This window comes from Erwinia sp. E602 (assembly GCF_018141005.1).
Lineage (GTDB): Bacteria > Pseudomonadota > Gammaproteobacteria > Enterobacterales > Enterobacteriaceae > Erwinia.
The window spans coordinates 3,305,711-3,332,144 of the sequence record NZ_CP046582.1; the positions used below are offsets into that span (position 1 = coordinate 3,305,711).

A 26,434-nucleotide genomic window follows, 5' to 3' on the forward strand; every position below is an offset into this window, starting at 1 on the left:
TCTGGCTATAGGGTATAGCCTGTGCTATACCTGTTGATAATTCGACCTTACCCCGATTAACCGGAGGGACATTGCCATGAAACGACCGCTGCTGCTGAAACTGCTCTGCCGCTCGCCGTTTACCCTGCGCCTGATGCTGCTGGAAATGCTGACCGATCGGAAGCCTGCCCGTCAGGCTTCCTGACCCCCGGCCAATATGACACTTTTGTTTAGTCCCTCACATAACGACTTCATTTCACTGGTTGCCTTTCTTTAAAACAGCGATTATCTTGCCAGCCTTTCGTAAAGAGTGCAGGCAGACCGGATCACCTTCCTCCCGTCCCCCCCATTTCTGACGAGCTGTTTCAGGCACTCTGCCACTTCAGCCCTCTGAAGCGACGCGCTTTGGCTTTTGATTAAGAACCGAGAATGAATCTGACACTGATAAAAACTGCCGCGGCAGGCCGCTACCGTGCGTGGCTGAGCCCGTGGACCGGACTGTACCTGCTGTTTTCTGTTTTAATTAATCTGGCTTTTGGCTACCCGCTCAGCCTGCCCTACAGCGTGGCGTTTACCGTGCTGCTGCTGCTGCTGGCCGCCGTTGCGCCGCGCAGCCTGAAAGTGTTGGTGGCAGGCACCGCGCTGGTCGCCGGGCTCTATTATCCTTTTGGCCAGGCGTTCGGCCCGCCCAACTTCAATACCCTGCTGGCGATGCACGCCACCAGCGTGGAAGAGGCCAGCGAAACGCTGCTGATCTTCCCGCTGCATGACTATCTGCTGGGGCTGCTGATCGTCGTCTGTGGCGCGATCGCCCTGTGGCGAAAAGCACCGGTCAGACGGCGCTGGGGTCATCTACACAGCGCCGGCCTGGCGCTGGTGGCGATCGCCTGGCTGACGCAGCCGGTGCTTAACCAGCTTACCGGCGGCGTGTTTAACCCGAAAGATGCCGGTATTCCGCTGGTGCGCTTTGTGAAAGACACGCTGGAGAGCAAGCTGTCGGTCAACCGTGAAATCAGCCGCATGCAGCAGCTCTCCACCCTGCAGGACGACTGGCACCTGCTCGGCGTGAAGCCTGACCGGCAGATCTACGTGGTGGTGATCGGTGAGAGCGCCCGCCGCGATGCGCTCGGCGCTTTTGGCGGCCACTGGGATAACACGCCGTTTGCCAGCCAGCTACCGGGGCAGTTTTTCACCCGTTATACCTCTGCCGCCTCGTCAACGCAGAAATCGCTGGGGCTGACCTTAAACCTGGTGAGTAACGGCACGCCGCAGTATCAGAACAACATCATCAGCCTCGCCAACCGCGCCGGATTTGACACCTGGTGGATCTCAAATCAGGGGCAGATCGGCCAGTACGATACGCCGGTAGCCAGCATCGCCCTGCGGGCGAAAAACGTTCACTTCCTCAAGCAGGGCGATTTTGAAGCCGACAAGAACACCCGTGATGAAGACCTGCTACCTTTTACCGCTGCCGCGCTGGCGCGCCCGGTGGATGCCCCGCGCCTGCTGGTTTATCACCTGGTAGGGTCGCATCCTAAGGCCTGCGACCGCACCCGGGGGCGCTACGTCGAGTTTCTGCACTCGAAAGAGACGTCCTGCTACCTCTACAGCATCACCCAGACCGACGGTTTTCTGCAGCAGCTGTGGCAGCAGCTGCACAACAGCGGCCTGAGCTATTCGATGATCTATTTTTCCGATCACGGTCTGGCCTTTAAAGAGAAAGGCACCGTCAACGAATACCTGACCCACGATGATAAGTACCGGCAGAACTTTGAGGTGCCGCTGTTCGTCGCCTCGAGCGGCGATACCCACCATCAGGTGATTGACCGGCCGCGCTCGGCAAACGACTTTTTAACGCTGTTCTCGCAGTGGACCGGGATCCGCACCCGCGAAATCACCCCAGGCTACCGCTTTATCTCCGCTGAGAAAGCCCCGCCGGTGGAGGTGACTAACTTTGCGCTGAAACGGCTGCCGTTCAGCCAGCTGCAGCAGGACCCGATCCTCAAATAGCCGCTTAATCGCGCCGCACGGCCGGTTAACAGGCAAAAAAAAATCCGCCCCGGGGGGCGGATTTTCACGCGGACCCGCTTGGCGGGTCAGGCAGCAGCGATTAGAAGCTGTAGCCTACGCCAGCAGTCCAGGTGCCAACGTCAACGTTACGAATACGGCTCTGCTCGTAGCCCATGTCCAGAGCAACGTTCTGGATTGGGTTGAACTGCAGACCTGCACCGTAGGAGAAACCTACGTCGCTTGAATCATTTTTTTCGCGGTTTGGTTCGTTGTACTGGAACTTACCGTAACCGATACCTACAACACCGTATACGCTTGCCCAGTCGTTCAGACGGTAAGCCGGACCACCGGTGAAGCCGTAGTACTGGGCTTTGATGTAGTCGCCAGACTCGGTACGGTTTTTGTTGATGTAGGTGAAGGAACCGATCCAACCCAGTGGGTCGTTACCGTTCTCATAACGGTATTTCAGGTTCAGACCGTTAGCTTTGTTAGCCACGCCCTGGGCATCACCCTGAGCATAACCGGCAGAGACGGTGCTTTGTGCCATCGCAGAACCAGCAGAAACGGCCAGTACGCAAGCCAGCGCAGAAAGACATGCAATTTTTTTCATAACCACCTCAAATGTGAAAGTACTTCTCTCCTGACAACGCTGAAAATATAACAAAGGTCAGCGAGAAACTCTGCCCTGATTTTGTTGTCCAATAGAATGTTTGGTGTAACAGGAAGTTAATGAAACAATCTATGTCATTCTTTTTACTTATATTTATCGGAATTAATGCGCTATTGTCATCCGTTGTAAAAAAAAGTTCATTAAGAGTAATCCTAATCAAAAGCTGACGTTTCTTTACCAAAAATCGCCCTTTTTGCCCTACCGCAACGTTTTTTTCTTACTTCCCTCTCCTGTTTTGCCAGACATATCCGTTACACTCATGGCCGATCCCCCCCGACTGATTACTGGAATAGAAGGCGCAAACAGGATGTTCTCACCAACGGTTAAAGAGTCCCCCTGGTTTTCGGTGCTTTTGCTGCTTATCGCCATGACCTCGATTCAGGGCGGCGCGGCGCTGGCGAAGACGCTGTTTCCGCAGGTTGGCGCACCGGGGATCACCGCGCTGCGACTGGGGCTGGGCACGCTGATCCTCTGCGCCATCTTCCGCCCCTGGCGACTGCGCTTCAGCCGCCAGCAGGCGCTGCCGCTGATTTTCTATGGCCTGTCGCTGGGGGGGATGAACTTTCTGTTTTATCTCTCGCTGCGCACCGTGCCGCTGGGCATCGCGGTAGCGCTGGAGTTTATCGGGCCGCTGACGCTGGCGCTGCTCGGCTCGCGGCGGCCGCTGGACTTTGTCTGGGTGGCGCTGGCGATACTGGGTATGTACTGGCTGCTGCCGATCGGCAATGAGATTAACGGCGTCGACCCTCAGGGTGCCCTGCTGGCGCTGGCCGCGGGCGCGCTGTGGGTGGTCTATATCCTCGCCGGCCAGCGCGCCGGCAGTGAACACGGCCCGGCCACGGTAGCGATGGGTTCGCTGATCGGCTCGCTGGTGTTTGTGCCGCTGGGACTGGCGCTGGCCAACAGCGGAGCCTGGACGCTGGCGCTGCTGCCGATCGGCCTGCTGATTGCCATTCTCTCCAGCGCGCTGCCCTACTCGCTGGAGATGGTGGCGCTGACCCGGTTGCCGTCCCGCACCTTTGGCACCTTAATGAGCCTTGAGCCGGCGATGGCCGCGCTGTCCGGTATGCTGTTTCTCGGTGAAGTGCTCAGCCCGGTGCAGTGGCTGGCGCTGCTGGCGATTATCAGCGCCTCGGTCGGCTCAACGCTGACCCTGCGACCGGCAAAATCTGAGATCGTGCCGGTGAAGCCGTCGGGTGAATGAAATGTTAACGGATTGATGGGGTGCCGCGCCTTATTTGCCGGCGCAGGCGCTGAGCGGTGAATTAATCTGCGGATCTCACACCGGTTACATGAAACATTCTGTTACCGGTGCGAATAAAATATCGCAACCTCACCATCACCTCAGAAGCAAAACATTTTAAATCAATAACATAAAACACAAACAATTATAGTAATAATTCTCAATAATACTTTCCTCTCCGCTTTTACCAAATTATCAGCTCTTCACCAGCGACAGTCAGCCGCTATTAAAGCGATAGCTGTTAACGTCGCTGCAGAGTCAGGATCCGGTGCTATACTTAACCTCGTAGAAATTCAGGACACCCCGACTATTAAGAGGACGTTAATGATGAGTACCGCAAAACTGGTTAAAGCCAAATCTTCCGATCTGATTTACACCCGTAACGACGTGGCCGACGACGAGAAAAAAGCCACCATCGACGTGCTTAACCGTCTGGTGATTGAATTTATCGACCTGTCGCTGATCACCAAACAGGCGCACTGGAACATGCGCGGTGCCAACTTTATCGGCGTCCATGAGATGCTGGACGGCTTCCGTACCGCCATTACCGACCATCAGGACACCATCGCCGAACGTGCCGTGCAGCTGGGCGGCGTGGCGCTGGGTACCGCGCAGATCGTGGCGGACAAAAGCCCGCTGAAAAGCTACCCGCTGAACATTCACAGCGTGCAGGACCACCTGAAGGCGCTGGCCGATCGTTATGCTATCGTCGCCAACGACACCCGTAAGGCGATTGGCGAAGTCTCTGATGAAGACACCGCCGATATCTTCACCGCCGCCTCGCGCGATCTGGACAAGTTCCTGTGGTTTATCGAAGCCAATATTGAGTAATCCACGCCGGCCGCCCGCGGCGGCCAGCTGAACGATACCAAAGCAGAGGCTCACTCCTCTGCTTTTTTGCATTTCAGGGGGTAACTATGGCCAGCGGGTGGGCACGGGATGATGCCGTGCAGGAGCAGATTGACTCAACCATTGATGATGCCGTGCTGCGCGCGCGCCGGGCGCTGCACCACGGGGCCAGCGCCGAGTTCTGCGAGGAGTGCGGTGAGCCGATTCCGCATGCGCGCCGTGAAGCGCTGCCCGGCGTCCGTTACTGCATCGCGTGCCAGCAGGCGCACGACGAGCGTCATGACGCGGCGCTGTTCAACCGCCGGGGCAGTAAGGACAGCCAGCTGCGCTGAATTTTTTTACAAAACCAGCGCTGTACAGCAACAAATTCATTTCCTGCGGCACTATCTGTTGTTTTTATCCGCCAGTTTGCTACAACTTCACCTGCACCACGACAGATGATTCGCACCAAAACGGTGCCCCACTTTCGTGCAGCACCCCAGTGCGCGCCAGGAATCGTCAGAAAAAGCGTGTTCAAGCCACTGTTTTTTATTACCATTGCAAAGCTGGCACGATTTTTTCATAGCGCTGCAGGCACAACATTGGGCGACTACCGTTCCCGAGAAGCAAAAAGGATAAAATGATGAAGTCGATTTTCAAGCTGTCACTTGCCGCATTAACGCTGGCATTCGCTGTTACTTCCACCGCTGCTGACAAGAAGCTGGTTGTCGCTACCGACACCGCTTTTGTTCCTTTCGAATTCAAGCAGGGTGATAAGTATGTCGGTTTCGACATCGACCTGTGGGACGCCGTCGCTAAGCAGCTGAACGTTGCCTACGAGTTGAAGCCAATGGACTTCAGCGGCATCATCCCTGCGCTGCAGACCAAAAACGTTGACGTGGCGCTGGCCGGTATCACCATCACCGAAGAACGTAAGAAAGCGATCGACTTCTCCGACGGCTACTACAAAAGCGGCCTGCTGGTGATGGTTAAAGCCAACAACACCGAAGTGAAAGGCATCGATGATCTGAACGGTAAAGTGGTGGCAGTGAAGAGCGGTACCGGTTCTGTAGACTACGCGAAACAGCACATCAAAACCAAAGACCTGCGTCAGTTCCCGAACATCGATAACGCCTATATGGAACTGGGTACCAACCGTGCTGACGCGGTGCTGCACGACACGCCAAATATCCTCTACTTCATCAACACCGCCGGTAAAGGCCAGTTCAAGTCAGTCGGTGAGTCTATTGAAGCCCAGCAGTACGGCATCGCTCTGCCAAAAGGCAGTGATGACCTGCGTGAGAAGATTAACGGCGCGCTGAAAACTATTCGCGACAACGGTACCTATAACCAGATCTACAAAAAATGGTTCGGTACTGAGCCAAAATAATAACAGAAGATACCCAAATGATTTTCGACCCCGGTGCCGGTTAACTCTGGCATCGGGTATAAAGCAGGAAGGGTATACATTAATGACAGGAGCGTTACACGGCGCTCCTGCGTTTTTCCACATCAACAAAATGGTTTTTGAACCGGAGAATAAACATGCAGTTTGACTGGAGCGCCATCTGGCCTGCTATCCCAATCCTGCTTGAAGGCGCCAAGATGACCCTGTGGATCTCGGTCCTCGGTCTGCTCGGCGGCGTCATTATCGGCCTGGCGGCGGGTTTTGCCCGCGCCTACGGCGGCTGGCTGTCGCGCAACGTCGCGCTGGTCTTTATTGAGCTGATCCGCGGCACCCCGATCGTGGTGCAGGTGATGTTCATCTACTTTGCGCTGCCGATGGCCTTCACCGACCTGCGCATTGACCCGTTCAGCGCGGCGGTGGTCACCATAATGATCAACTCCGGTGCCTATATCGCTGAAATCACCCGTGGTGCGGTGCTGTCGATTAACCGCGGCTTCCGCGAAGCCGGCCTGGCGCTGGGCCTCTCCAGCCGCGAAACGCTGCGCTACGTGATTATGCCGCTGGCGCTGCGCCGTATGCTGCCGCCGCTGGGCAACCAGTGGATCGTCAGCATCAAAGATACCTCGCTGTTTATCGTGATCGGCGTGGCTGAACTGACCCGTCAGGGGCAGGAAATTATTGCCGGTAACTTCCGTGCGCTGGAGATCTGGAGCGCCGTTGCCGTCATCTATCTGATTATTACGCTGGTGCTGAGCTTTGTTCTGCGTCGCCTTGAGAGAAGGATGAAAATCCTGTGATTGAATTTAAAAACGTATCCAAGCACTTCGGTCAGACCCAGGTGCTGCACGACATCGACCTGAAAATCAATCAGGGTGAAGTGGTGGTGATTATCGGCCCGAGCGGCTCCGGTAAATCGACCCTGCTGCGCTGCATCAACAAGCTGGAAGAGATCACCAGCGGCGAGCTGATCGTCGACGGCCTGAAGGTTAACGACCCGAAAGTGGATGACCGCCTGATCCGTCAGGAAGCCGGCATGGTGTTCCAGCAGTTCCACCTGTTCCCGCAGATGAGCGCGCTGGACAACGTCGCCTTTGGCCCGATCCGCGTACGCGGTGCGAAGAAAGAAGACGCACAGCGCCTGGCGCGCGAGCTGCTGGGTAAAGTAGGCCTGGCCGAACGCGCCAACCACTTCCCGTCCGAGCTCTCCGGTGGCCAGCAGCAGCGCGTGGCGATTGCCCGTGCGCTGGCGGTTAAACCGAAGATGATGCTGTTTGATGAGCCGACCTCCGCGCTCGACCCGGAACTCCGTCATGAAGTGTTGAAAGTGATGCAGGACCTGGCCGAAGAGGGCATGACCATGGTGATCGTGACCCATGAAGTCGGCTTCGCGCAGAAGGTGGCCTCACGGCTGATCTTTATCGATAAAGGCCGGATTGCCGAAGACGGTAACCCGGACGAGCTGATCACTAACCCGCCAAGCGCACGCCTGCGCGAGTTCCTGCAGCACGTTTCTTAATCCTGCACTCCCGGGGCAGCATCCGCCTGCCCCGTTTTATTTACCTGCCGACCTTATCTGTCACCCTGCTTTCTGTTCGTTCTCATTCTGTCCATGCTGCCTTCTGTCGCTCTCATTCTTTCCTCCCTGCTTCTCTCATTCTGTCTATACTGCTTTCTTTGTGCTCTCTTTCAGTCCGCCCTGCTTTCTGTACAGTACCCTTCTGCCCTTCCGTCCACTCACGCCGTCTATACTGTTCTGTTGTCGCCGTCGGACTTCAGGAGAACCGGATGTCAGGAATTACGCCATCGCTTCGCGCGCTGCTGCAATCAATGCTGTTACTGTTACTGCTCGCCAGCCCGTTTACCCATGCCGTTACCCTGCCCGCCGCCGCCGTGGCGGCTTCGCAAAGCACGCAACCTGCGGCCGCCAGCGAGAACGCACCGGACATCGCGGACAAAAAAGCCGCCTATGCCGCGCTGGCCAATATTCTGGAAAACGACAGCGCCAGAAAAGAGCTGATCGACCAGCTGCGCAGCGCCTCTGTTACCCCACCGGTTAACAACGAGCCGGTGCTGACGCCGCCGCAGGAGGCGGAGGATAAAACGGTGCTGCAGGGCGTTACCGACGTCAGCCGTCACTTCGGCGGCGAGTTTGCCGCCCGGCTGCAGGCGCTGCACCACAATATTACCAACGCGCCGCACAAGCCGTTTAACCAGGCCACCTTCTTCAACGCGGTCAGCCACTTTGCCATGCTGGCGGCGGCGCTGTTCGCCTTCTACTGGCTGATACGCCTGGCCGTGACGCCGCTCTATCGCCGCATGGGCGACTGGGGGCACAGGAAAAACAGCGCGCGCAACAACTGGCTGCAGCTGCCGGCGATGATTGCCGGCGCGTTCGTGATCGACCTGCTGCTGCTGGCGCTGGCGCTGTTTACAGGCCAGATCCTCATCGACAATATGAACGGCGGCAGCCGCACCATCGCCTACCAGCAGGGGTTATTCCTCAACGCCTTTGCCCTGATCGAGTTCTTCAAGGCGGTGCTGCGGCTGCTGTTCTGCCCGCGCTACCCGCAGCTGCGCTTCTTCCACCTTGCGGATAACCGCGCCCACTACTGGAATACCCGCCTGAGCTGGCTGAGCGGGCTGATCGGTTACGGCCTGCTGGTGATCGTGCCGATCGTCTCGAACCAGGTGAACGTGCAGATCGGCGCGCTGACCAACGTGGTGATTATGGGGCTGATTACCGTCTGGGCGCTGTACCTGATTTTCCACAACCGGCTGAATATCCGCCACGAACTGCACCGGCTGGCCGACCGTTCGCTGGCCTTCTTTGGCCTGTTTATTCGCGCCTTTGCCCTGGTGTGGCACTGGCTGGCCAGCGCCTACTTTATCGCGCTGTTCTTTATGTCGCTGTTTAACCCCGGCGACAGCCTGCAGTTTATGATGTCGGCCACCGTGCGTTCGCTGGCGATTGTCGCCATCGGCGCGCTGGTCTCCGGCATGCTGACCCGCTGGATCAACAAGACCATCATCCTCTCGCCGGAGACGCAGCGCAGCTACCCGGCGCTGCAGCAGCGCATCAACGGCTGGGTCTCGGCACTGCTCAAGCTGGCCCGCATCGTCAGCGTGTTTGCGGTAACGCTGATGCTGCTCAGCGCCTGGCACCTGTTTGACCTGTGGCACTGGCTGACGGTGGGGGCCGGCGAAAAGGTGGTGGACGTGCTGATCCGCATCGTGGTGATCCTGTTCTTCTCGGCGGTCGGCTGGACCCTGCTGGCCAGCCTGATCGAGAGCCGGCTGGCCTCTGACTCGCACGGCCGGCAGATGCCGAGCGCGCGCACCCGCACCCTGCTGACGCTGTTCCGTAACGCGCTGGCGGTGGTGATCAGCACCATCACCATTATGATCCTGCTCTCTGAACTGGGGGTAAACATCGCGCCGCTGCTGGCCGGTGCCGGCGCGCTCGGCCTCGCCATCTCCTTCGGTTCACAGACGCTGGTGAAGGATATTATTACCGGGGTGTTTATTCAGTTTGAAAACGGCATGAACACCGGCGACCTGGTGACCATCGGCGCGATTACCGGCACCGTGGAGCGCATGTCGATCCGCTCGGTCGGCGTGCGTCAGGACACCGGGGCCTACCACATCATTCCGTGGTCCTCGATCACCACCTTCGCAAACTTCGTGCGCGGCATCGGCTCGTTTGTCGCCAACTACGACGTCGACCGTCAGCAGGACAGCGAACAGGTTAACGCCACGCTGCAGGCGGCGGTGCAGGAGCTGCTGGAGGATAACGCGATTCGCAGCCTGGTGATCGGCGAGCCGTCGTTTGCCGGACTGGTGGGGCTGAGCAACCAGGCGTTTACCGTACGCGTGTCGTTCACCACCCAGCCGCTGAAGCAGTGGACGGTGCGCTTTGCGCTGGACGCGATGGTGAAAAAACACTTTGACGCGGCGGGCATCAAAGCACCGTATCAGACGGTGCAGGTGATGCAGAGCGGAGTGGACGTGGCCGGTGCCGCCGGCGTACAGGCGCTGGCGGCACCTGTCCCTTAAGCGGGGGACTTGCCCAGCAGGCGGGAGCGCTGCGGCTGTTCCATAAAGCTCCAGGCGATAAAGCGGCTCTGCTTCTGCCCCTGGGCCATATCGATGGTACGCACAGCGGCGACCTCCGCCTCCTCCAGCGCCCGCCACAGCGCCGGCAGGTTCTCTTTGCGCGACACCAGCGAGGTGAACCACACGCACTGGCGTGCAACGCCGGCGCTCTCTTCGATCATCCGGGTGATAAAGGCCACTTCGCCGCCCTCACACCACAGCTCGTCCTGCTGGCCGCCAAAGTTCAGCGGCGCGCTGCGGTCAAGGCCGAGGTTGCGCAGCTTACGCTGGCTGCCCGCGCGCGCGTCGGCGGCGGAGGCGTGGAACGGCGGGTTGCAGAGAACGGCCTGATACAAATCATTTTTGTGAATCACGCCGCTAAAAATGGCGTTAGCCTCTTTCTGCCGGCGCAGGCGGATGGCGCGGTTCAGCCCCGGATTGCCGCTGATAATCGCGTTCGCCGAGGCCATCGCCTGTTCGCTGACTTCGCTGCCGGTGAATCGCCAGCGGTACTCGGCATGGCCGATCAGCGGATAGATCAGGTTGGCACCGCAGCCGACGTCCAGCACGTTGATCTCACGCGGCACCACGCGGCGGTTATCTTCGGCCAGCAGATCGGCCAGGTGATGGATATAGTCGGCACGGCCGGGGACCGGCGGGCAGAGGAAGCCGTCCGGAATATCCCAGTGGTCGATCTGATAAAAGTGCCGCAGCAGCGCCTGGTTGAGGGTTTTCACCGCCAGCGGATTAGCGAAGTCGATCGACTCGCTGCCCCAGTTATTCACGGCAACAAACGCCGCCAGCGGCGGGTGGCTGGCGATCAGCGCAGCAAAATCATAGCGGCCGCGGTGGCGGTTACGCGGGTGGAGAAGGTCTTTCTCGGCAGGGGTTTTCATCAGTCACTCTCTTATCAGCAGGCGCGTAAGATACCTGCTGGAGTATTAATCGTAAACCACTAGCGCAGGATTTCCCGCGGTTTGCTTCACGCCATGCTGAACGCAGGCAAAAAAAAGGGCCCTACGGCCCTGATGTTCAGAACAGGCGATTATTTCGCCATCGCTTTCATCGCCGCAAGATCGGCCAGTGAGGTGAATTCACAGCTCAGCAGCGTTTTACCCGGAATGCCCTGCGCTTCACGGGCGGTGATCGCCACCCGGCCGGTTTCCGGCGAAGGCTGGTCGGCATCGTCTAATACGCGAATATAGCTTTTGGTGGCCACGATCATCGGGTTCGGCGCTTCAGCGGTTAACTGATACGCTTTTGCCAGTTCATCGGCTTTCTGCCCTTCAACCAGCACGCCGTAGGTGGTGCCAGCCAGCACGAAGGCTTTGGCGCTGAAGCCGTCTTTAACCACCGCTTCGGCCAGCGGATAAACCGCCATCATCCCCACCAGCTCATATTTTGAGACTTTTTCTGCTTCATTGTACAGCGCGGTGGCCGCTTTAGTGGTGTAGGCTGGCTGGCATAACGCCGCATCAAAAAACGCGCTGTTATCCGCCGCGCTGGCCAGTGCGCTGGCAAACAGCGTGGTGGCAGAAATCAGTACCGTTGCTGAGGTAAAACGTGCAAATTTTGACAACATGAAAAGCTCCATCAAATTTAAATCCATTGAAATAAGAATGACATATCGCTACAAATAGCGGCATTACTGTACAACAAGTTTCAAATTATTTCTTTATATTAATAAATTTGACTTATGTAATGTATGATCGCAACGAACCTCAAGGAGCCTGCTTTGACGACCCGCTACTCATATCAACCGGCACGCGGCCACGGCCTGCCGCACGACCCGCTGAACGCCATTATCGGGCCACGGCCGATCGGCTGGATCAGCTCGCAGAACGCCGCCGGCCAGCGTAACCTGGCACCCTACAGCTTTTTTAACTGCTTTAACTACCATCCGCCGATCATCGGCTTTGCCAGCAGCGGCTGGAAGGACAGCGTGGCCAACATCGTGGAAACCGGGGAATTTGTCTGGAACCTGGCGACCCGCACGCTGGCGGTGCCGATGAATGAGAGCTCGGCATCGCTGCCGCGTGGCGAGGATGAGTTCGCCTTTGCCGGCCTGACGCCGCTGCCTGCCAGCCTGATTAACGTCAGCATGGTGGCAGAAAGCCCGGTCAACTTTGAGTGTCGTCTGACCCAGTGCATTCAGCTGCAGTCGGCGGACGGCGAAAAGCTGCCCAGCTGGCTGGTGCTGGGTGAAGCGGTGGCGATCCATATCGACGAGGCGCTGCTGGAAAACGGCATCTACCAGACCGCGAAGGCGGAGCCGATTCTGCGCGCCGGTGGGCCGAGCGCCTACTACGGCATCAGTGAGGATCTGCGTTTCGATATGACGCGGCCGGACGCGCGTAAAGCCTGAAGGGGGGCTGACGATAGCCCAGTAGTCTGCCGACCGCGCCTGCGCCTTTATTAGCCAGCAGCGTCGGCAACGGTTTTTTTGATATGCTAACCTTCTCCAAAACCCCCGATTATTGAGTGATTATGAAACGTATCGCGATTGACATGGATGAAGTGATTGCCGATTTTCATCCCAAGCTGGTCACCACCTGGAACAACCATTTCGCGCAGCAGCTCACCGCAGACGAGCTCAACCTGTTCGATCTGCAGCAGAAGGATCCGCACAAGCTGTCAGAGATTTTTGCGCTGGCCAGCGATCCGGAGTTTTTTGGCGACCTGGCGGTGATTGCCGACAGCCAGCGGGTGATTGCCCGACTCAGCCAGCACTACGACATTTTTATCACGACCGCCGCGATGGAGCTACCCAGCTCGTTTAACGCCAAATTCCGCTGGCTGAATACCCATTTCCCGGATATCAAGCCGCGCAATATCGTGTTCTGCGGGGATAAAAGTATTATCAGGGCCGACTATATGATCGACGATAATGCGAAGAACTTCGTGAATTTCTGTGGTGAAGGGATCCTCTACTCCGCCGCGCATAACCGCCATGTGACCGGCTATCGCCGGGTGGAAAACTGGCAGGAGATCGAAACGCTGCTGCTATAAACGGCCTGCCTGCGGCTACGCCAACGCACAAGGTGCGGGGGTAGCCGCATTTGAGAAAGCATCCTGCCATAGGCTGGGTGCCTTGCGTCAGCGCTGCTCTGGCGGATTTTTACCTGAAGGTGACTGCACCGCGCCCTGCTGGCTACCCGTCTTCCGCCAGCACGGCGCTGGCGGAACCTTACCTGAAGGTGACTGCACCGAATCCTGCCGGCTACCCGCCTTCCGCCAGCACGGCGCTGGCGGCTTGCTGCCGGTAAGGTCAGCGCGCAGCTTCTTCCAGATAGCCCTCAATCAGGCCCTGTAGCAGCGGCTGTAGCTGGCGCTGTTTATCCTCGCGCCAGCCAAACGGCGGCTGCTCATCCATATAATTGACCTGTGCCAGCTCCAGCTGCACCGCCTGCTGGCGATTTTCCGGCTGACCGTAGGCGCGGGTAATATAGCCACCCTTAAACCGCCCGTTCAGCACCCAGCTAAACTGCGACTGCTGCTGGCAGATGCCGGTCAGCCGATCGGCGATGGCCTGGCTGCAGCTGGCACCGTCATTGGTGCCGAGGTTGATATCCGGCAGCTGGCCGTCAAACAGCCGCGGGATAACCGAGGCAATCGAATGGGCGTCAAACAGCAGCACGTAGCCGAAGCGCTGTTTCAGCCGGGCCAGCTCCTGAGCCAGCTGGTCATGGTACGGCTGCCAGATCTGCCGCAGGTCACGCTGACGAATGGCCTCATCGGGAGCCTGGCCGGTGCGGAAGGTCGGGCTGCCGTCAAACAGCGTCTCCGGGAACAGCCCGGTGGTGGCCGTGGTGTACAGCGCCTGGTTATCCGCCGGGCGGTTCACATCCACCACAAAGCGCGAGTAGTTGCCGACCAGCACGCTGGCACCGAGCGACTGCACAAATTCGTACAGCCGTGGAATATGCCAGTCGGTGTCGGGCAGCAGCCGCGCGGCGTCGGTCAGGCCGGCCTCAACTTCGGGGGTCAGTGCGGTGCCGGCGTGGGGAATACTGACCAGCAGCGGCAGCGTGCCGGAACTAAATTCAAATGGTTTCATCGTTCCTCTCCTCGGAAAATAACCCGGCAGGGCAGTTGCCCGCCCAGCCAGTAGATTAGCTCCGCCGGGCGTGCCAGCGGCCAGTGGACAAAATCAGCCCGTTTGCCTGCCTCAAGCGAGCCAAGCTGGTCGGCCAGCCCCAGCGCGCGTGCGCCGTTCAGCGTCACCCCCGCCAGCGCCTCTTCCGGCGTCATGCCGAACAGCGTGCAGCCCATATTCAGCATCAGCCGCAGCGACAGCGCCGGTGATGTCCCCGGATTGGCATCACTGGCCAGCGCCATCGGCACCCGGTAACGGCGGAACAGCGCCACCGGCGGCAGCTGGGTTTCACGCAGGAGATAGAACGCGCCGGGCAGCAGCACTGCCACGGTGCCGCTCTGGGCCATCGCGGCCACGTCCTGCTCGCTGGCATACTCCAGATGGTCGGCCGACAGCGCACCAAAGCTGGCCGCAAGCCGGCTGCCGCCCAGCGCGGAGAGCTGTTCGGCGTGGAGTTTTACCGGCAGGCCCAGCTGCTGTGCCGCCCGGAACACGCGCGCGACCTGCTCGGGTGAAAACGCCAGATGTTCGCAGAAGGCATCAACCGCATCCGCCAGCCCGCTGGCCACCACCTGCGGCAGCAGCTGCTCACAGATCATATCGACCCACGCGTCAGGACGCTGGCTGAATTCGGGGGGAATGGCGTGGGCGGCAAGGCAGGTGGCCTGGATCTGCGCCGGTACCTGCTGCGCAAGCTGACGAATCGCCTGCAGCATACGTAATTCGCTGGCAACCTCCAGCCCGTAGCCGGACTTGATCTCAACGGTGGTCACCCCTTCGTTCAGCAGCAACGTCAGCCGCTGGCGGGCGCTGGCCACCAGCTGCGCCAGCGAGGCGCTGCGGGTGGCACGCACGGTAGAGAGAATGCCGCCGCCCGCGGCGGCGATTTCGGCGTAGGTGGCCCCGTTCAGCCGCTGTTCAAATTCATCGCTGCGATCGCCGCCAAACACCAGATGAGTATGGCAGTCCACCAGGCCCGGAGTGACAATGCCGCCGCCGAGGTCGGTGATGCGCTCCGCCTGCAGGCCGGCGGCCTCCTGCCGTGAACCGACCCAGACGATCTGCTCGCCGCGCACGCCGATCGCCCCGTCTGCTATGATGTTGTAGCGCCCTTCCCGCATGGTGACAATATCGGCACCGGTCCATAAACGATCGCAGCTTAGCGGCTCCATTCTCCCTCCCACGTTGTGTTCTTTACGGCCTGATAATAAGTATGTATATGTATATACAACCTCACTGTACAGGAAGCAACCATGATCCGCTATTTTGCGCCCCGCGCCCTGCTGGCCGACGGCTGGCAACACAATGTGACAATTGACGTTGACCACCAGGGCGTCATCAGCGCCCTGACCCCCAACAGTAGCGTACAGGGTGCGGTGCGGCTGAACGGCTCCGTTCTGCCGACCATCGCCAACCTGCACTCCCACGCCTTTCAGCGGGCGATGGCCGGTCTGGCGGAGATCGCCGGTAACCCGCAGGACAGTTTCTGGACCTGGCGTGAGCTGATGTACCGCATGACGGAGCGCCTGACGCCGCCGCAGGTCGGTGCCATCGCCAGCGCGCTCTACGTCGACATGCTGAAAGGCGGCTATACCCAGGTCGCGGAGTTCCACTATCTGCACCACCAGCCCGACGGCCAGCCCTACGCGAATGATGAGATGCTGCGCGAACTGGCGGCGGCGGCGGAACGCAGCGGGATTGGTCAGACCCTGCTGCCGGTGTTGTACAGCTATGCCGGGTTTGGCAGCCAGCCGCCGCTGCCGGGGCAAAAACGCTTTATCCAGACCACCAGCCAGTATCTTGCGCAGCAGGTGCGCCTGCAGAAGCTGATCGCCGGACGACCGCTGCTCAGCCAGGGGCTCTGTTTTCATTCGCTGCGCGCGGTCAACGAATCGCAGATGCGAGAGGTGCTGGCCGCCAGCCCGACGCACCTGCCGGTGCATCTGCACATCGCCGAGCAGGAGAAAGAGGTTAATGACTCGCTGGCCTGGTGCGGTAAGCGGCCGGTCAGCTGGCTGCTGGACCGCTTTGCGGTTGATACGCGCTGGTGTCTGATCCACGCAACCCACCTGACGGAGCAGGAGGTCAAAAGGCTGGCCGCCAGCGGCGCGGTAGCCGGTCTCTGCCCGACCACCGAGGCCAACCTCGGCGACGGCATTTTCCCGGCCAGCGACTACATTGCCCAGGGCGGGCGTTGGGGGATCGGTTCCGACAGCCACGTGTCGCTGGACGTGATCGAGGAGCTGCGCTGGCTGGAGTACGCACAACGACTGCGCGACCGCCGCCGAAACCGCATCGTTACCGCAGAACAGCCCTCGGTCGGCGACGTGCTCTACCAGCAGGCGCTGGCGGGCGGCGCGCAGGCCTGCGGTCTGAAAATCGGCAGCCTCCAGCCGGGCTGGCGCGCAGACTGGCTGGTACTGCAGGAGGATGCGCTGCTCTGCACCACGCCGGACGCCGCCCTGCTCAACCGCTGGCTGTTTGCCGGCCATCGCGGCCAGATTCAGGAGGTGTACGTCGCAGGGCAGCCGCGCATCACCGCCGGACGGCACGCGCAGCAGGAGCAGATCGACGCTGCCTGCCGTGAGGCACTGGAGGCGCTGCGATGATTCATTTCTATGACTGCGCCCGCCTGCCGGTCAGCCGCTGGCGCAACGGCGGCGGTGAAACGCGCGAAATCATCAGCTTTCCGCCGGGCCAGGCAGATTTTGCCTGGCGCGCCAGCATCGCCACCCTCGCCCACGACGGCGACTTCTCGCTGTTTCCCGGCATCGACAGGATCATTACCCTGCTCGACGGCGACGGCGTGGCGCTGTACGGCGACGGCCAACTCCGCCAGCAGCTCCAGCCGAACCAGCCGTTTGCCTTCACCGGAGAGGAGCCGATCGCCGCACGCCTGTCGGCCGGGCCGAGCCGCGACTTTAACATCATGTCACGCCGGGAAAGCCACTCGGCGTCGGCCGGAGTCACCCGTAAGCCCTTCAGCCCGCTGTCGTCCTGCGCCGGGGTGGTCTACGTGCTGGAGGGCGAGTGGCAGCATCCGCAGGTGCGGCTGTCCGCCGGCCAGGGGGCGTGGTGGGAAAGTGACGACGGCAGCTTTACGCCGCTGTCACCCGACGCACTGCTGTTATGGGGCAGCATCGCCGCGATCAGCCATGCCCCTTGAAGCGGCCCAACAGCTTATAACGTGAGCCGGGGTAGAGCAGCCGCGCGTAGGTAACGATCTTGCTGTCGCTCCAGGTCTGACGGCGGATCAGCAGGCACGGCTGGTGCGCCTCCATCGCCAGCAGCTCACACTGGCGGGCGTCGGGCAGCACCGCTTCCACCACGTGTTCACCCGCAGTTAAGGGTGCCACGCGCATCAGGTAGGTATAGGGGGTCTGCAGGCTGAAATCCTGCTGCAGGTACTCCGCGGCCACCTGCGGGTTAACCAGCCGCTCCTCCAGTTGCACCGGCAGCTCGTTTTCATAATGCACGATCAGCGACTGAAACAGCGGCTGCCCGCTGCCGATGCCCAGCACCGCGGCCTGCTCAGGATCGGCGCGGCTCTCGCCCAGCTGGACGATTTTACAGCTGTGGCGGTGGCCGCGCTGGGCGATCTCATCGGCAATATTGTGCACTTCGAGCATCGCGGTGTAGCCTTTGGTTTCGGCGACAAAAGTACCGACCCCCTGCATACGCACCAGATAGCCTTCGCTGGTCAGCTCACGCAGCGCGCGGTTGATGGTCATACGGCTGACGCCGAGCTCGTTTACCAGCTCGCTCTCCGACGGCACCCGCTGCCTGGCCTGCCACACGCCTTCCGTAATCTGGCTGATAATCGCCTGCTTCACGCGCAGATAGATCGGCGCTGGCCGATCGCTCATCACGGCGGCAAGTTGAGAAATGGCGGACTGACCGGCCATAGTTTTTATCCTGATAAAATTAATGACGGCAGTGTAGTAGGTAAACTCTTAAATGTATAGACATCTGCAACCCACCTGCCTGCTATCCTGACGCGCTGGCAAAGCCAGCGTTTGACCCGCAAGCCGATCCTCTCCGGACGGGCGCTCAACTATTTTTGTGAGGGACAGAAACTCCCCGGTCAAGTTGTATAGACAAGAATATACAATTGTGTTTCACTCCTGTTAACACCTACGCTGCAGCCGCTTCCGTCAGGCCGTTTTGTTCGCCAGACATTGCTGCCCATATCGTTGTCACTACAGGAGTAAACCATGACATCCACGACCCCTATCTGCCTGCTCAGCCCCGGTCAGGTTACGCTGGCCACCCTGAAAGCCATCTGGCGCGGTAATGTGACGCTGGCGCTGGATGAACAGGCGCGCGGTCGCATTCAACAGGCGCGTGAGACGGTAGCCGCCATCGTCAGCGAAGGCAAAGTGACCTACGGCATCAACACCGGTTTTGGCAAACTGGCGCAGACTACGATCCCGGCAGATCGCCTGGCGGAGCTGCAGCGCAACCTGGTGCTGTCGCACAGCGTTGGACTGGGCGAATTACTGCCCGATGAGGTGGTCAGGATGATCATGGCGACCAAGGTGATTAGCCTGGCGCGCGGCCACTCCGGCATCCGCATCGAGCTGGTCGACGCGCTGATTAGCCTGTTCAACGCCGGCGTGATGCCCTGTATTCCGGAGAAAGGCTCGGTCGGTGCCTCCGGGGATCTGGCGCCGCTGGCGCACCTGTCGCTGATGCTGCTGGGCGAAGGCGAGGTACGGGTGGCGGGCAAGCTGATCCCGGCCCGCGAAGGCCTGGCAATCGCCGGTTTGCAGCCCGTGGTGCTCGGCCCGAAAGAGGGCCTGGCGCTGCTGAACGGCACCCAGGTCTCCACCGCGCTGGCGCTGCGTGGCCTGTTTGAAGCCGAAAACGTCTTTGCCGCCGGGCTGATGGCCGGCGCGCTGTCGCTGGAGGCGATTAAAGGCTCGGTGAAACCGTTCGACTCGCGCATTCATGAGGCACGCGGGCAGCCGGGGCAAATCGCCGTTGCCGCGGCCGTCAGCCAGCTGCTGGCCGGCAGTGGGATCCTCACCTCACATGCCAACTGCGGCCGCGTACAGGATCCCTACTCGATCCGCTGTGTACCGCAGGTGATGGGTGCCTGCCTCGATAACCTCAACCACGCGGCACGGGTGCTGCAGATTGAAGCTAACGCCGCCTCTGATAACCCGCTGGTGTTCACCGACACCGGCGAGGTGATCTCCGGCGGTAACTTCCACGCTGAACCGGTGGCGTTTGCCGCCGACATTATCGCGCTGGCGGTAGCCGAAATCGGCGCGATCTCCGAACGACGGATGGCGCTGCTGCTTGACAGTAGCCTCTCCGGATTGCCGCCATTCCTGGTGCAGGATGGCGGGGTCAATTCTGGCTTTATGATTGCCCAGGTCACCGCCGCCGCTCTGGCCTCGGAAAACAAATCCCTTGCCCATCCGGGCAGCGTCGACAGCCTGCCGACCTCCGCGAACCAGGAGGATCACGTCTCGATGGCCACCTATGCCGCCCGCCGGCTGGGGGCGATGTGTTTTAACACCGCCGCCGTGGTCGGCATCGAAGCAATGGCCGCCGCCCAGGGGATTGAATTTCAGCGTCCGCTGCAGAGCTCGCCGCTGCTGGAACAGGCGCTGGCCACCATCCGTCAGCAGGTGGCCTTTGTTGAGCGTGACCGCCTGATGGCCCCGGATCTTGAGCATATGCGTCAGTGGGCCACCCGCGACGGCTGGCCGGATTGTCTGGCGGCACTGTTACCGACCCGCTGTTCTGACACCCCTCTTTGATAAAAGGAATACAGAGATGACTCATTCAGTAAACAACGCGGTAGCCCGCACAATCCGCGCCCCGCACGGCAACACCCTGCACTGCGCCAACTGGCTGATTGAAGCCGCTTACCGCATGATCCAGAACAACCTCGACCCGGACGTGGCCGAACGCCCGGAAGATCTGGTGGTGTATGGCGGCATCGGTAAGGCCGCGCGTAACTGGGAGTGCTTCGAACAGATCCTGCGCTCGCTGCAGGCGTTACAGCCGGATGAAACGCTGCTGGTGCAGTCTGGCAAGCCGGTGGGTATTTTCCGCACCCACGCTGATGCGCCACGCGTGCTGCTCGCCAATTCCAACCTGGTACCGCACTGGGCCAACTGGGACCATTTCCACAAGCTGGATAAGGCCGGGCTGATGATGTACGGCCAGATGACCGCCGGTTCCTGGATCTATATCGGTGCTCAGGGCATCGTACAGGGCACCTTTGAGACCTTTGCCGAAGCCGGCCGTCAGCACTATAACGGCGACCTGAGCGGCAAATGGATCCTCACCGCCGGTCTGGGCGGCATGGGCGGCGCACAGCCGCTGGCCGGCGTACTGGCCGGGGCGTCGGTGCTGGCGATAGAGTGCCAGGATTCGCGTATTGATTTTCGCCTGCGCACCCGCTACCTCGACTACCGCGCAGAGACCATTGACGACGCGCTGGCGATGATCGACAACGCCTGTAAAGAGAAACGCGCTATCTCCGTCGGCCTGCTTGGTAACGCCGCAGAGATCCTGCCGGAGCTGGTAAAACGCGCCAGAGCCGGCGGTATGCGGCCGGATATCGTTACCGACCAGACCTCCGCTCACGATCCGGTTAACGGCTATCTGCCGGCAGGCTGGTCGCTGGCTCGCTGGCTGGATGAGCGCAGCAGCCAGCCGAAAGCGGTGGAACTGGCGGCGCGCGCTTCGATGGCCGTGCACGTCCAGGCGATGCTCGACTTTCATAACATGGGCATCCCGACCGTCGATTACGGCAATAATATTCGCCAGGTGGCACTGGAAGAGGGGGTGGAAAACGCCTTTGACTTCCCGGGCTTTGTTCCCGCCTATATCCGGCCGCTGTTCTGTGAAGGGAAAGGACCGTTCCGCTGGGTGGCGCTCTCCGGCGACCCGGAAGACATCTACCGCACCGATGCCAAGCTGAAAACGCTGTTCCCGGACAACAAAAACCTGCACCGCTGGCTGGATATGGCCCAGGAGCGCATTGCCTTCCAGGGGCTGCCGGCGCGTATCTGCTGGCTGGGGCTGGGCGAACGCCATCTGGCCGGGCTGGCATTTAATGAGATGGTGCGTAACGGTGAGCTGAAGGCGCCGGTGGTGATTGGCCGCGATCACCTCGACTGTGGCTCTGTGGCCTCGCCGAACCGCGAAACCGAAGCGATGCAGGACGGATCGGACGCGGTGTCCGACTGGCCGCTGCTCAACGCGCTGCTGAACACCGCAGGCGGGGCAACCTGGGTCAGCCTGCACCACGGCGGTGGGGTCGGTATGGGCTTCTCACAGCATGCCGGGGTAGTGATCGTCGCTGACGGCACGGCTGAAGCCGATAAGCGCCTCAGCCGCGTGCTGTGGAACGACCCGGCCACCGGGGTGATGCGCCATGCGGATGCCGGTTACGATATTGCTAAACGCTGCGCTGCGCAGCATGAGCTGAATCTGCCAATGATTAAGTAACACAGCGGGCCGGGTTAACCGGCCCTTTTTCTGCCGCCCCTGCCCCCCTTTACCCGTTTCCCGCCGCGTTTTATGCTACCTTAGCTGCTGCCCACAGAGCGGGTGGTTGAGTCCCTACAGGAGAGTAATGAATGGCAATTTCCGTTTCGCTGATCGCCGAAGCCACCGCCTGGCGCCGTGCGCTGCATGCGCACCCGGAACTGGGTTATCAGGAGCACCAGACCGCGCAGCTGGTTGCAGAACAGCTGGCCGCCGCCGGGCTGCAGGTGCATCGCGGGCTGGCGGGCACCGGGGTGGTCGGCACGCTGGAAAACGGCCCGGGGCCGACCATCGGCCTGCGCGCCGATATGGACGCCCTGCCGATCGCCGAACTGAGCCACCCGCCACACCGCTCGACCCGTGCCGGCGTGATGCACGCCTGCGGCCACGACGGCCACACCGCGATGCTGCTGGCAGCGGCAACCCACCTGAGCCGGACGCGAAACTTCAGCGGCACGGTACACTTCGTCTTCCAGCCCGCCGAAGAGAACCTCGGCGGCGCGCGGAAAATGGTCGAAGAGGGGCTGTTTACGCTGTTCCCGATGGACGCGATCTACGGTATGCATAACTGGCCGGGGCTGCCCGCCGGCCACGTGGCGGTTAACGACGGCGCGATGATGGCGTCGCTGGACTCGTTTGAAATTACCCTGCGCGGCCGCAGCACCCATGCGGCGATGCCGGAGAACGGTGCCGACCCGATCGTCGCCGCCGCGCAGCTGATCCTCGCCCTGCAGACCATTCCCGCCCGCCGCCTGTCGCCGCTGGCCTCGGCGGTGGTGAGCATTACCCAGATCCACGGCGGTGAGGCGATCAACGTCATCCCGGATATCGTGGTGCTGCGCGGCACCATCCGCTGCCTGCAGGCGGACGTGCGGGCGAGGGTGAAGCAGATGGTCAACGAGTTTGTCACCACCCTGACCGCGCCGCTGGGCGTCGAGGGCAGCATCGTGTACCAGGGAGACTACCCGGTCACCCACAACAACGCGGTGGAAGCCGGCCGGGTGCGCGACTGCGCGCTGGCGCTGCTGCCGGCGGAGCAGGTGCACTGGAACGTCAGCCCGTCGATGGCGTCAGAAGATTTCGCCTGTATGCTCGACGTCTGCCCCGGTGCCTACTTCTGGCTGGGTGCCGACGGTGCCACCCCGTCCCGCCCGCTGCACAACGCGCATTATGACTTTAATGACGAGCTGATTGGCCCCGGCATCCGCCTGTGGAGCACGCTGGTTGAGCGGCTGCTGCCGATCGGCTGAGCGTGCCACACCCGGTGAGCAGTCCTGCGCCGGGCCGTCAATAACGCCACTGCTCCCGGCAGGCCAGCAGATGTGGCGCAACCTCTGGCTGACCTCGATCGGCCAGCGCTGGCGCAGCCCTTGCGGTATCAATATCCGGCGCTGGCAATCTGCCCCAGCGCGCCGTCGAGATCCACCGCCCGGCCGGTCGCCAGATAGCAGCAGGCGACCTGCAGGCGCAGCGACTGCGGCACCGGCACCTCGCGCTGCAGGCAGCGCGTAATCCACGCCGCGGTGGTCGCCGCATCCTTCGCCGCCGGCAGTTCGCCCGCCGCCAGCGTCACCTCCTCCTGGCGCGACAGCAGCTGTTCCGGCTGCTCGCCGTGGATCAGGCTGACCGACGGGCAGCGCTGCGGGCTGGCATAGACTTCCCCTTCGCTGCCGTTCAGCAGCAGCCCGCGCCCGCCCACCGCGCTGAAAAACTTGCCCACCCGCGGAATATATTCCGGGTGGGAAACGCTGGCGAGGCGCAGCGCGGCGTCCTCGGCGAACGGCGTGGCCAGCTTGGCCAGCGTATGGGCGCTGTTACGCACCCCCATCCGCCAGCGCAGGTCCAGCTGGCGGGCCACCGGCGGGCACAGATGGTCAATGGTAATAAACGCCAGCTGGCCGTGGTCCAGCCGTTGCTGCACCTGTTCGGGGGTAGTCAGGGAGGCGATGCCCAGCTCACGGAACACCGCCTCGCTGGTCACGCGGGTGGCGTCGTTGCTGACGCCGTGGACCAGCACCGGGAAGCCGAGCGCCTGCAGCAGCAGCGCCAGCAGCGGCGTCAGGTTGCCCTGGCGGCGCGCGCCGTTATAGCTGGGGATCACCACCGGCATCGGCAGATGCGCCGGCGGCGTCAGGCGCGGCATCTGCTCCTGCATCGCACGGTAGAAGCCGAGCATCTCCTCCTCGCCTTCGCCTTTAATGCGCAGGGCGATCAGGATCGCCCCCAGCTCCAGCTCCGGCACTTCACCGGCCAGCATCAGGCGGTACAGCTCAGCGGCGCTTTCTGCGTCAATGTCACGCGCATGGTTCTTGCCGCGCCCGACCTCTTTAATAATCTTGTTATATTCCATGCATCGGCTCACTCAGGGTTACGATTATCGCCGGCGGTACGGCGCGGCGCGCTTCTTCGGCGCGGGGGTCACGGCTTTCGGCAGCTCTCCCGCCGGCATCGGCGGCTGCTCGATAGGAAACACCGGCAGCGCCCCCAGCAGGCGCGCGCCGTAGCTTTTGCTCAGCAGCCGGCGGTCGTAAATCACGATCTCGCCAAAGCACTGGTGGCTGCGGATCAGCCGCCCGACCTGCTGGATCAGATTAAACGACGCGCTCGGCAGGCTCTGCACCTCAAACGGATAGCGCTTCAGGCTCTTCAGCCATTCCCCTTCGGTCAAAATAACCGGACTGTCCACCGGGGGAAAGGCAATTTTATGGATATGTACCTGGGAGAGCAGATCGCCTTTCAGATCCAGCCCCTCGGCGAAGGACTGCAGCCCGACCAGAATGCTGGTCTCTCCCTCCTCTACCCGCCTGCGGTGCAGCGCAACCAGCAAAGGTCGGGGTTTATCGCCCTGCACCAGCATGGTCAGCCGCAGCTCCGGCAGGTAGGCGATAAACTGCTGCATCGCCCGGCCGCTGGCAAACAGCACCAGAATGCCTTTGTGCGCGCCCTGTTTAATCTGGTCGCGGAAAAAGTGCGCCATTTCGGCCAGGTGCTGCACCTCGTTGGCCAGCTGCGGTTCGAAGCGCATCTCAGGGATCACCAGCTTGCCCTGATCGCGATGGTTAAACGGCGAGTCGAGCGCCACAAAGCGGTCGTCCGCCCGCTCGCTGAGCCCGGACATCTCCTGCAGCCGCTGGAAGCTGTTCAGCGAACGCAGCGTTGCCGAGGTGACCACCACGTGAGGAATTTTACGCCACAGCAGTTTTTCCAGCTGCTCGCTGACGCGGATGCCGGCGCAGTGGAACAGCAGATGCGCCGCGCCGTCGCGCACCTCGCGCGTCACCCATTTCGACACCGGCGCGCCGGAGGCCTGTTCCAGCGAGGCCAGCCGCCACAGCTTGCTGCCGGCCTCAAACCAGCCCAGCGCGCGGTTGATCTGCAGCAGCGTGCGGTGCAGGCGCACCACGTCATACTGGCCGCTCTTTTCGCTGAGATCGTTCATCAGCCCTTCCGCCAGCCCGCGCAGCGCGTCGGTCAGCTTAAACAGCCGCATGCAGATGGTCAGCACCTCTTCCGGCAGCAGCCCCATCTCAAAGCGGTGTTCGCCCTCCTGGCCCTCCGGCGGCAGCCACAGGCCGAGGATCTGCGACAGCATCTGCAGCTGCTCGCGGACCTCTTCGCAGTGGCCCTTCAGCCGTTCCGGGCTGGCCAGCGGCGGCGGTCGTTTCGGGCGGAACTGCGCCATGCACTGCTCCACCAGCCGGCAGAACAGGTCGAGCTGCAGGGTATTCCAGCCGGGGGTGATTTCGCCGCTCATCTCCAGCGCGTCGCGCGCCACCTCCGGCAGGTGGTGGCCTTCGTCGAGCACCAGCAGCAGGTTTTTCGGCGGCGGCAGCACCGACTCGGTCTCCAGCGCCGCCATCACCAGCGCGTGGTTGGCGACCACCACGTCGGCATCCTCAATTTCTCGCCGCGCCACGTAAAACGGGCATTCGCGGAACCAGTGGCAGTTGCTGCCGAGACAGTTGGCCTTATCGGTGCTCAGCCGCTGCCACAGCGAGTCTTCAATATTCTCCGCGCAGTGATCGCGCAGGCCGTCCCACTGATGGCGATCGAGCGATTTCTGCAGCTCGCTGCAGACGGCGCGCTCGGCCTTGCTGGCGGTCATCTCGTCGTCGAGAAACAGCAGCAGATCGCCCTGCTGCTGCTCGTCGGTGGAGAGCGCCGACAGGTTGCGCGGACAGACATAGCGGCCACGGCCAAAGGCCGCGGTGAAGCGCAGATCGGGGATAATCTTCTTCAGCAGCGGCAGATCCTTGCTGTAGATCTGATCCTGCAGCGCCACGTTGGCGGTGCTGACCACCAGCGGTTTCTCTTCCGCGCGGCTAACGGCGATGCCGGGGATCAGGTAAGAGAGGGTTTTACCCACCCCGGTCGGCGCTTCGATCGCCAGGTGCCGCCCCTCCTCCCCGGAGAGCGTTTTTGCCACTTCGGCAATCATCTGCCGCTGCGGTGCACGGGGGATAAAATCAGGAACTTGCTGTTGCAGGGCTTTGTACCACCCGGCGATTTGCGTTTTTAACGCGGCAGTTAACGCCATAACAACCACTATTGATGAAACAGGGCTGTATTTTTACACAGTATCGCCACCGCGTCAGC

At 61.1% G+C, this 26,434-nt stretch carries 23 protein-coding genes; 15 read left to right on the forward strand and 8 right to left on the reverse strand.

Translation table 11 applies throughout. The annotated features are described in order from the left end of the window. The first annotated feature begins 408 nt into the window (after positions 1-408). Positions 409-1,989 carry a phosphoethanolamine transferase gene (locus GKQ23_RS16710; RefSeq protein ID WP_212408911.1) on the forward strand — a complete coding sequence of 527 codons (1,581 nt, stop codon included), beginning with the start codon at positions 409-411 and terminating at the stop codon, positions 1,987-1,989. 100 nt (positions 1,990-2,089) lie between these two features. Here GKQ23_RS16710 and ompX read toward each other — a convergent pair whose 3' ends face one another. Next, positions 2,090-2,599: an outer membrane protein OmpX gene (ompX, locus tag GKQ23_RS16715; protein ID WP_056236997.1), complete on the reverse strand. Its 510-nt coding sequence runs from the start codon at positions 2,597-2,599 to the stop codon at positions 2,090-2,092. 367 nt (positions 2,600-2,966) lie between these two features. On the opposite strand from ompX, the gene rhtA reads away from it, so the two are divergent. The 7 genes from rhtA (at position 2,967) to ybiO (ending at position 10,191) form a co-directional block, all read left to right on the forward strand. Next, a complete protein-coding gene (rhtA, locus tag GKQ23_RS16720; protein ID WP_212408912.1) occupies positions 2,967-3,863 on the forward strand; it encodes a threonine/homoserine exporter RhtA in 897 nt (298 codons plus the stop codon). Positions 3,864-4,229: 366 nt separating this feature from the next. Continuing rightward, on the forward strand, positions 4,230-4,733 hold the full coding sequence (gene dps / locus GKQ23_RS16725; RefSeq protein WP_212408913.1) for a DNA starvation/stationary phase protection protein Dps: 504 nt from the start codon (positions 4,230-4,232) through the stop codon (positions 4,731-4,733). A gap of 86 nt (positions 4,734-4,819) precedes the next feature. Next, positions 4,820-5,083 carry a DksA/TraR family C4-type zinc finger protein gene (locus GKQ23_RS16730; RefSeq protein WP_212408914.1) on the forward strand — a complete coding sequence of 88 codons (264 nt, stop codon included), beginning with the start codon at positions 4,820-4,822 and terminating at the stop codon, positions 5,081-5,083. Positions 5,084-5,373: 290 nt separating this feature from the next. Beyond that, positions 5,374-6,120 carry a glutamine ABC transporter substrate-binding protein GlnH gene (gene glnH, locus GKQ23_RS16735; protein WP_056237002.1) on the forward strand — a complete coding sequence of 249 codons (747 nt, stop codon included), beginning with the start codon at positions 5,374-5,376 and terminating at the stop codon, positions 6,118-6,120. 155 nt (positions 6,121-6,275) lie between these two features. Beyond that, positions 6,276-6,935, forward strand: coding sequence for a glutamine ABC transporter permease GlnP (gene glnP, locus GKQ23_RS16740; protein ID WP_056237004.1), 660 nt, complete (start codon positions 6,276-6,278; stop codon positions 6,933-6,935). Beyond that, positions 6,932-7,654, forward strand: coding sequence for a glutamine ABC transporter ATP-binding protein GlnQ (glnQ, locus tag GKQ23_RS16745; RefSeq protein WP_056237006.1), 723 nt, complete (start codon positions 6,932-6,934; stop codon positions 7,652-7,654). The genes glnP and glnQ overlap by 4 nt, the downstream gene beginning before the upstream one ends. A gap of 269 nt (positions 7,655-7,923) precedes the next feature. Further along, a complete protein-coding gene (gene ybiO, locus GKQ23_RS16750; RefSeq protein WP_212408915.1) occupies positions 7,924-10,191 on the forward strand; it encodes a mechanosensitive channel protein in 2,268 nt (755 codons plus the stop codon). Here the strand turns inward: ybiO and rlmF are convergent. Next, positions 10,188-11,126, reverse strand: coding sequence for a 23S rRNA (adenine(1618)-N(6))-methyltransferase RlmF (rlmF, locus tag GKQ23_RS16755; RefSeq protein ID WP_212408916.1), 939 nt, complete (start codon positions 11,124-11,126; stop codon positions 10,188-10,190). The genes ybiO and rlmF overlap by 4 nt on opposite strands. A 149-nt stretch (positions 11,127-11,275) precedes the next feature. Then, on the reverse strand, positions 11,276-11,812 hold the full coding sequence (locus GKQ23_RS16760) for a hypothetical protein (RefSeq protein WP_212408917.1): 537 nt from the start codon (positions 11,810-11,812) through the stop codon (positions 11,276-11,278). A 123-nt stretch (positions 11,813-11,935) separates the two neighbouring features. Here GKQ23_RS16760 and GKQ23_RS16765 point away from each other — a divergent pair, with 123 nt between their 5' ends. Together GKQ23_RS16765 and GKQ23_RS16770 are read left to right on the forward strand one after the other, a co-directional pair. After that, the gene (locus tag GKQ23_RS16765) at positions 11,936-12,595 is read left to right on the forward strand and encodes a flavin reductase family protein (RefSeq protein WP_212408918.1); all 660 of its coding nucleotides are present in this window, start codon (positions 11,936-11,938) and stop codon (positions 12,593-12,595) included. A gap of 122 nt (positions 12,596-12,717) precedes the next feature. Continuing rightward, entirely contained in the window at positions 12,718-13,239 is a 522-nt protein-coding gene (locus GKQ23_RS16770; RefSeq protein WP_101506028.1) for a 5'-3'-deoxyribonucleotidase, read from the forward strand. A 259-nt stretch (positions 13,240-13,498) separates the two neighbouring features. Here the strand turns inward: GKQ23_RS16770 and hutG are convergent, their stop codons facing one another. Together hutG and hutI are read right to left on the reverse strand one after the other, a co-directional pair. Beyond that, complete coding sequence (gene hutG / locus GKQ23_RS16775) at positions 13,499-14,287, reverse strand: N-formylglutamate deformylase (RefSeq protein WP_212408919.1); 789 nt, start codon at positions 14,285-14,287, stop codon at positions 13,499-13,501. Further along, entirely contained in the window at positions 14,284-15,498 is a 1,215-nt protein-coding gene (hutI, locus tag GKQ23_RS16780) for an imidazolonepropionase (RefSeq protein WP_212408920.1), read from the reverse strand. The genes hutG and hutI overlap by 4 nt, the downstream gene beginning before the upstream one ends. An 81-nt stretch (positions 15,499-15,579) precedes the next feature. On the opposite strand from hutI, the gene GKQ23_RS16785 reads away from it, so the two are divergent. Together GKQ23_RS16785 and GKQ23_RS16790 are read left to right on the forward strand one after the other, a co-directional pair. Beyond that, positions 15,580-16,935: a formimidoylglutamate deiminase gene (locus GKQ23_RS16785; RefSeq protein ID WP_212408921.1), complete on the forward strand. Its 1,356-nt coding sequence runs from the start codon at positions 15,580-15,582 to the stop codon at positions 16,933-16,935. Then, a complete protein-coding gene (locus GKQ23_RS16790) occupies positions 16,932-17,492 on the forward strand; it encodes a HutD family protein (RefSeq protein ID WP_212408922.1) in 561 nt (186 codons plus the stop codon). Before GKQ23_RS16785 ends, GKQ23_RS16790 begins: the two co-directional genes overlap by 4 nt. Here GKQ23_RS16790 and hutC read toward each other — a convergent pair. Then, positions 17,476-18,231: a histidine utilization repressor gene (gene hutC / locus GKQ23_RS16795; RefSeq protein WP_101506030.1), complete on the reverse strand. Its 756-nt coding sequence runs from the start codon at positions 18,229-18,231 to the stop codon at positions 17,476-17,478. The genes GKQ23_RS16790 and hutC overlap by 17 nt on opposite strands. 309 nt (positions 18,232-18,540) lie before the next feature. Between hutC and hutH the strand changes: the two genes are divergently transcribed. The 3 genes from hutH to GKQ23_RS16810 all read left to right on the forward strand — a co-directional run bounded on the left by hutH (position 18,541) and on the right by GKQ23_RS16810 (position 23,088). Continuing rightward, entirely contained in the window at positions 18,541-20,097 is a 1,557-nt protein-coding gene (hutH, locus tag GKQ23_RS16800; protein ID WP_212408923.1) for a histidine ammonia-lyase, read from the forward strand. A 16-nt stretch (positions 20,098-20,113) separates the two neighbouring features. After that, complete coding sequence (gene hutU / locus GKQ23_RS16805) at positions 20,114-21,799, forward strand: urocanate hydratase (RefSeq protein ID WP_212408924.1); 1,686 nt, start codon at positions 20,114-20,116, stop codon at positions 21,797-21,799. Between the two features lie 131 nt (positions 21,800-21,930). Continuing rightward, positions 21,931-23,088 (forward strand): M20 aminoacylase family protein, encoded by a 1,158-nt coding sequence (locus tag GKQ23_RS16810; protein ID WP_056237033.1) that lies wholly within the window; start codon positions 21,931-21,933, stop codon positions 23,086-23,088. A gap of 128 nt (positions 23,089-23,216) precedes the next feature. On the opposite strand, the gene ybiB is transcribed toward GKQ23_RS16810, so the two are convergent. Beyond that, positions 23,217-24,188 carry a DNA-binding protein YbiB gene (gene ybiB, locus GKQ23_RS16815; protein WP_212408925.1) on the reverse strand — a complete coding sequence of 324 codons (972 nt, stop codon included), beginning with the start codon at positions 24,186-24,188 and terminating at the stop codon, positions 23,217-23,219. 24 nt (positions 24,189-24,212) lie between these two features. After that, complete coding sequence (gene dinG / locus GKQ23_RS16820; RefSeq protein ID WP_212408926.1) at positions 24,213-26,375, reverse strand: ATP-dependent DNA helicase DinG; 2,163 nt, start codon at positions 26,373-26,375, stop codon at positions 24,213-24,215. Positions 26,376-26,434: the final 59 nt, after the last annotated feature.

Bases quoted from the DNA above. Each gene is read 5' to 3' on its own strand.
- GKQ23_RS16710 (WP_212408911.1), top strand. From the start codon at position 409: ATGAATCTGACACTGATAAAAACTGCCGCGGCAGGCCGCTACCGTGCG.
- ompX (WP_056236997.1), bottom strand. From the start codon at position 2,599: ATGAAAAAAATTGCATGTCTTTCTGCGCTGGCTTGCGTACTGGCCGTT.
- rhtA (WP_212408912.1), top strand. From the start codon at position 2,967: ATGTTCTCACCAACGGTTAAAGAGTCCCCCTGGTTTTCGGTGCTTTTG.
- dps (WP_212408913.1), top strand. From the start codon at position 4,230: ATGAGTACCGCAAAACTGGTTAAAGCCAAATCTTCCGATCTGATTTAC.
- GKQ23_RS16730 (WP_212408914.1), top strand. From the start codon at position 4,820: ATGGCCAGCGGGTGGGCACGGGATGATGCCGTGCAGGAGCAGATTGAC.
- glnH (WP_056237002.1), top strand. From the start codon at position 5,374: ATGAAGTCGATTTTCAAGCTGTCACTTGCCGCATTAACGCTGGCATTC.
- glnP (WP_056237004.1), top strand. From the start codon at position 6,276: ATGCAGTTTGACTGGAGCGCCATCTGGCCTGCTATCCCAATCCTGCTT.
- ybiO (WP_212408915.1), top strand. From the start codon at position 7,924: ATGTCAGGAATTACGCCATCGCTTCGCGCGCTGCTGCAATCAATGCTG.
- rlmF (WP_212408916.1), bottom strand. From the start codon at position 11,126: ATGAAAACCCCTGCCGAGAAAGACCTTCTCCACCCGCGTAACCGCCAC.
- GKQ23_RS16760 (WP_212408917.1), bottom strand. From the start codon at position 11,812: ATGTTGTCAAAATTTGCACGTTTTACCTCAGCAACGGTACTGATTTCT.
- GKQ23_RS16765 (WP_212408918.1), top strand. From the start codon at position 11,936: ATGATCGCAACGAACCTCAAGGAGCCTGCTTTGACGACCCGCTACTCA.
- GKQ23_RS16770 (WP_101506028.1), top strand. From the start codon at position 12,718: ATGAAACGTATCGCGATTGACATGGATGAAGTGATTGCCGATTTTCAT.
- hutG (WP_212408919.1), bottom strand. From the start codon at position 14,287: ATGAAACCATTTGAATTTAGTTCCGGCACGCTGCCGCTGCTGGTCAGT.
- hutI (WP_212408920.1), bottom strand. From the start codon at position 15,498: ATGGAGCCGCTAAGCTGCGATCGTTTATGGACCGGTGCCGATATTGTC.
- GKQ23_RS16785 (WP_212408921.1), top strand. From the start codon at position 15,580: ATGATCCGCTATTTTGCGCCCCGCGCCCTGCTGGCCGACGGCTGGCAA.
- GKQ23_RS16790 (WP_212408922.1), top strand. From the start codon at position 16,932: ATGATTCATTTCTATGACTGCGCCCGCCTGCCGGTCAGCCGCTGGCGC.
- hutC (WP_101506030.1), bottom strand. From the start codon at position 18,231: ATGGCCGGTCAGTCCGCCATTTCTCAACTTGCCGCCGTGATGAGCGAT.
- hutH (WP_212408923.1), top strand. From the start codon at position 18,541: ATGACATCCACGACCCCTATCTGCCTGCTCAGCCCCGGTCAGGTTACG.
- hutU (WP_212408924.1), top strand. From the start codon at position 20,114: ATGACTCATTCAGTAAACAACGCGGTAGCCCGCACAATCCGCGCCCCG.
- GKQ23_RS16810 (WP_056237033.1), top strand. From the start codon at position 21,931: ATGGCAATTTCCGTTTCGCTGATCGCCGAAGCCACCGCCTGGCGCCGT.
- ybiB (WP_212408925.1), bottom strand. From the start codon at position 24,188: ATGGAATATAACAAGATTATTAAAGAGGTCGGGCGCGGCAAGAACCAT.
- dinG (WP_212408926.1), bottom strand. From the start codon at position 26,375: ATGGCGTTAACTGCCGCGTTAAAAACGCAAATCGCCGGGTGGTACAAA.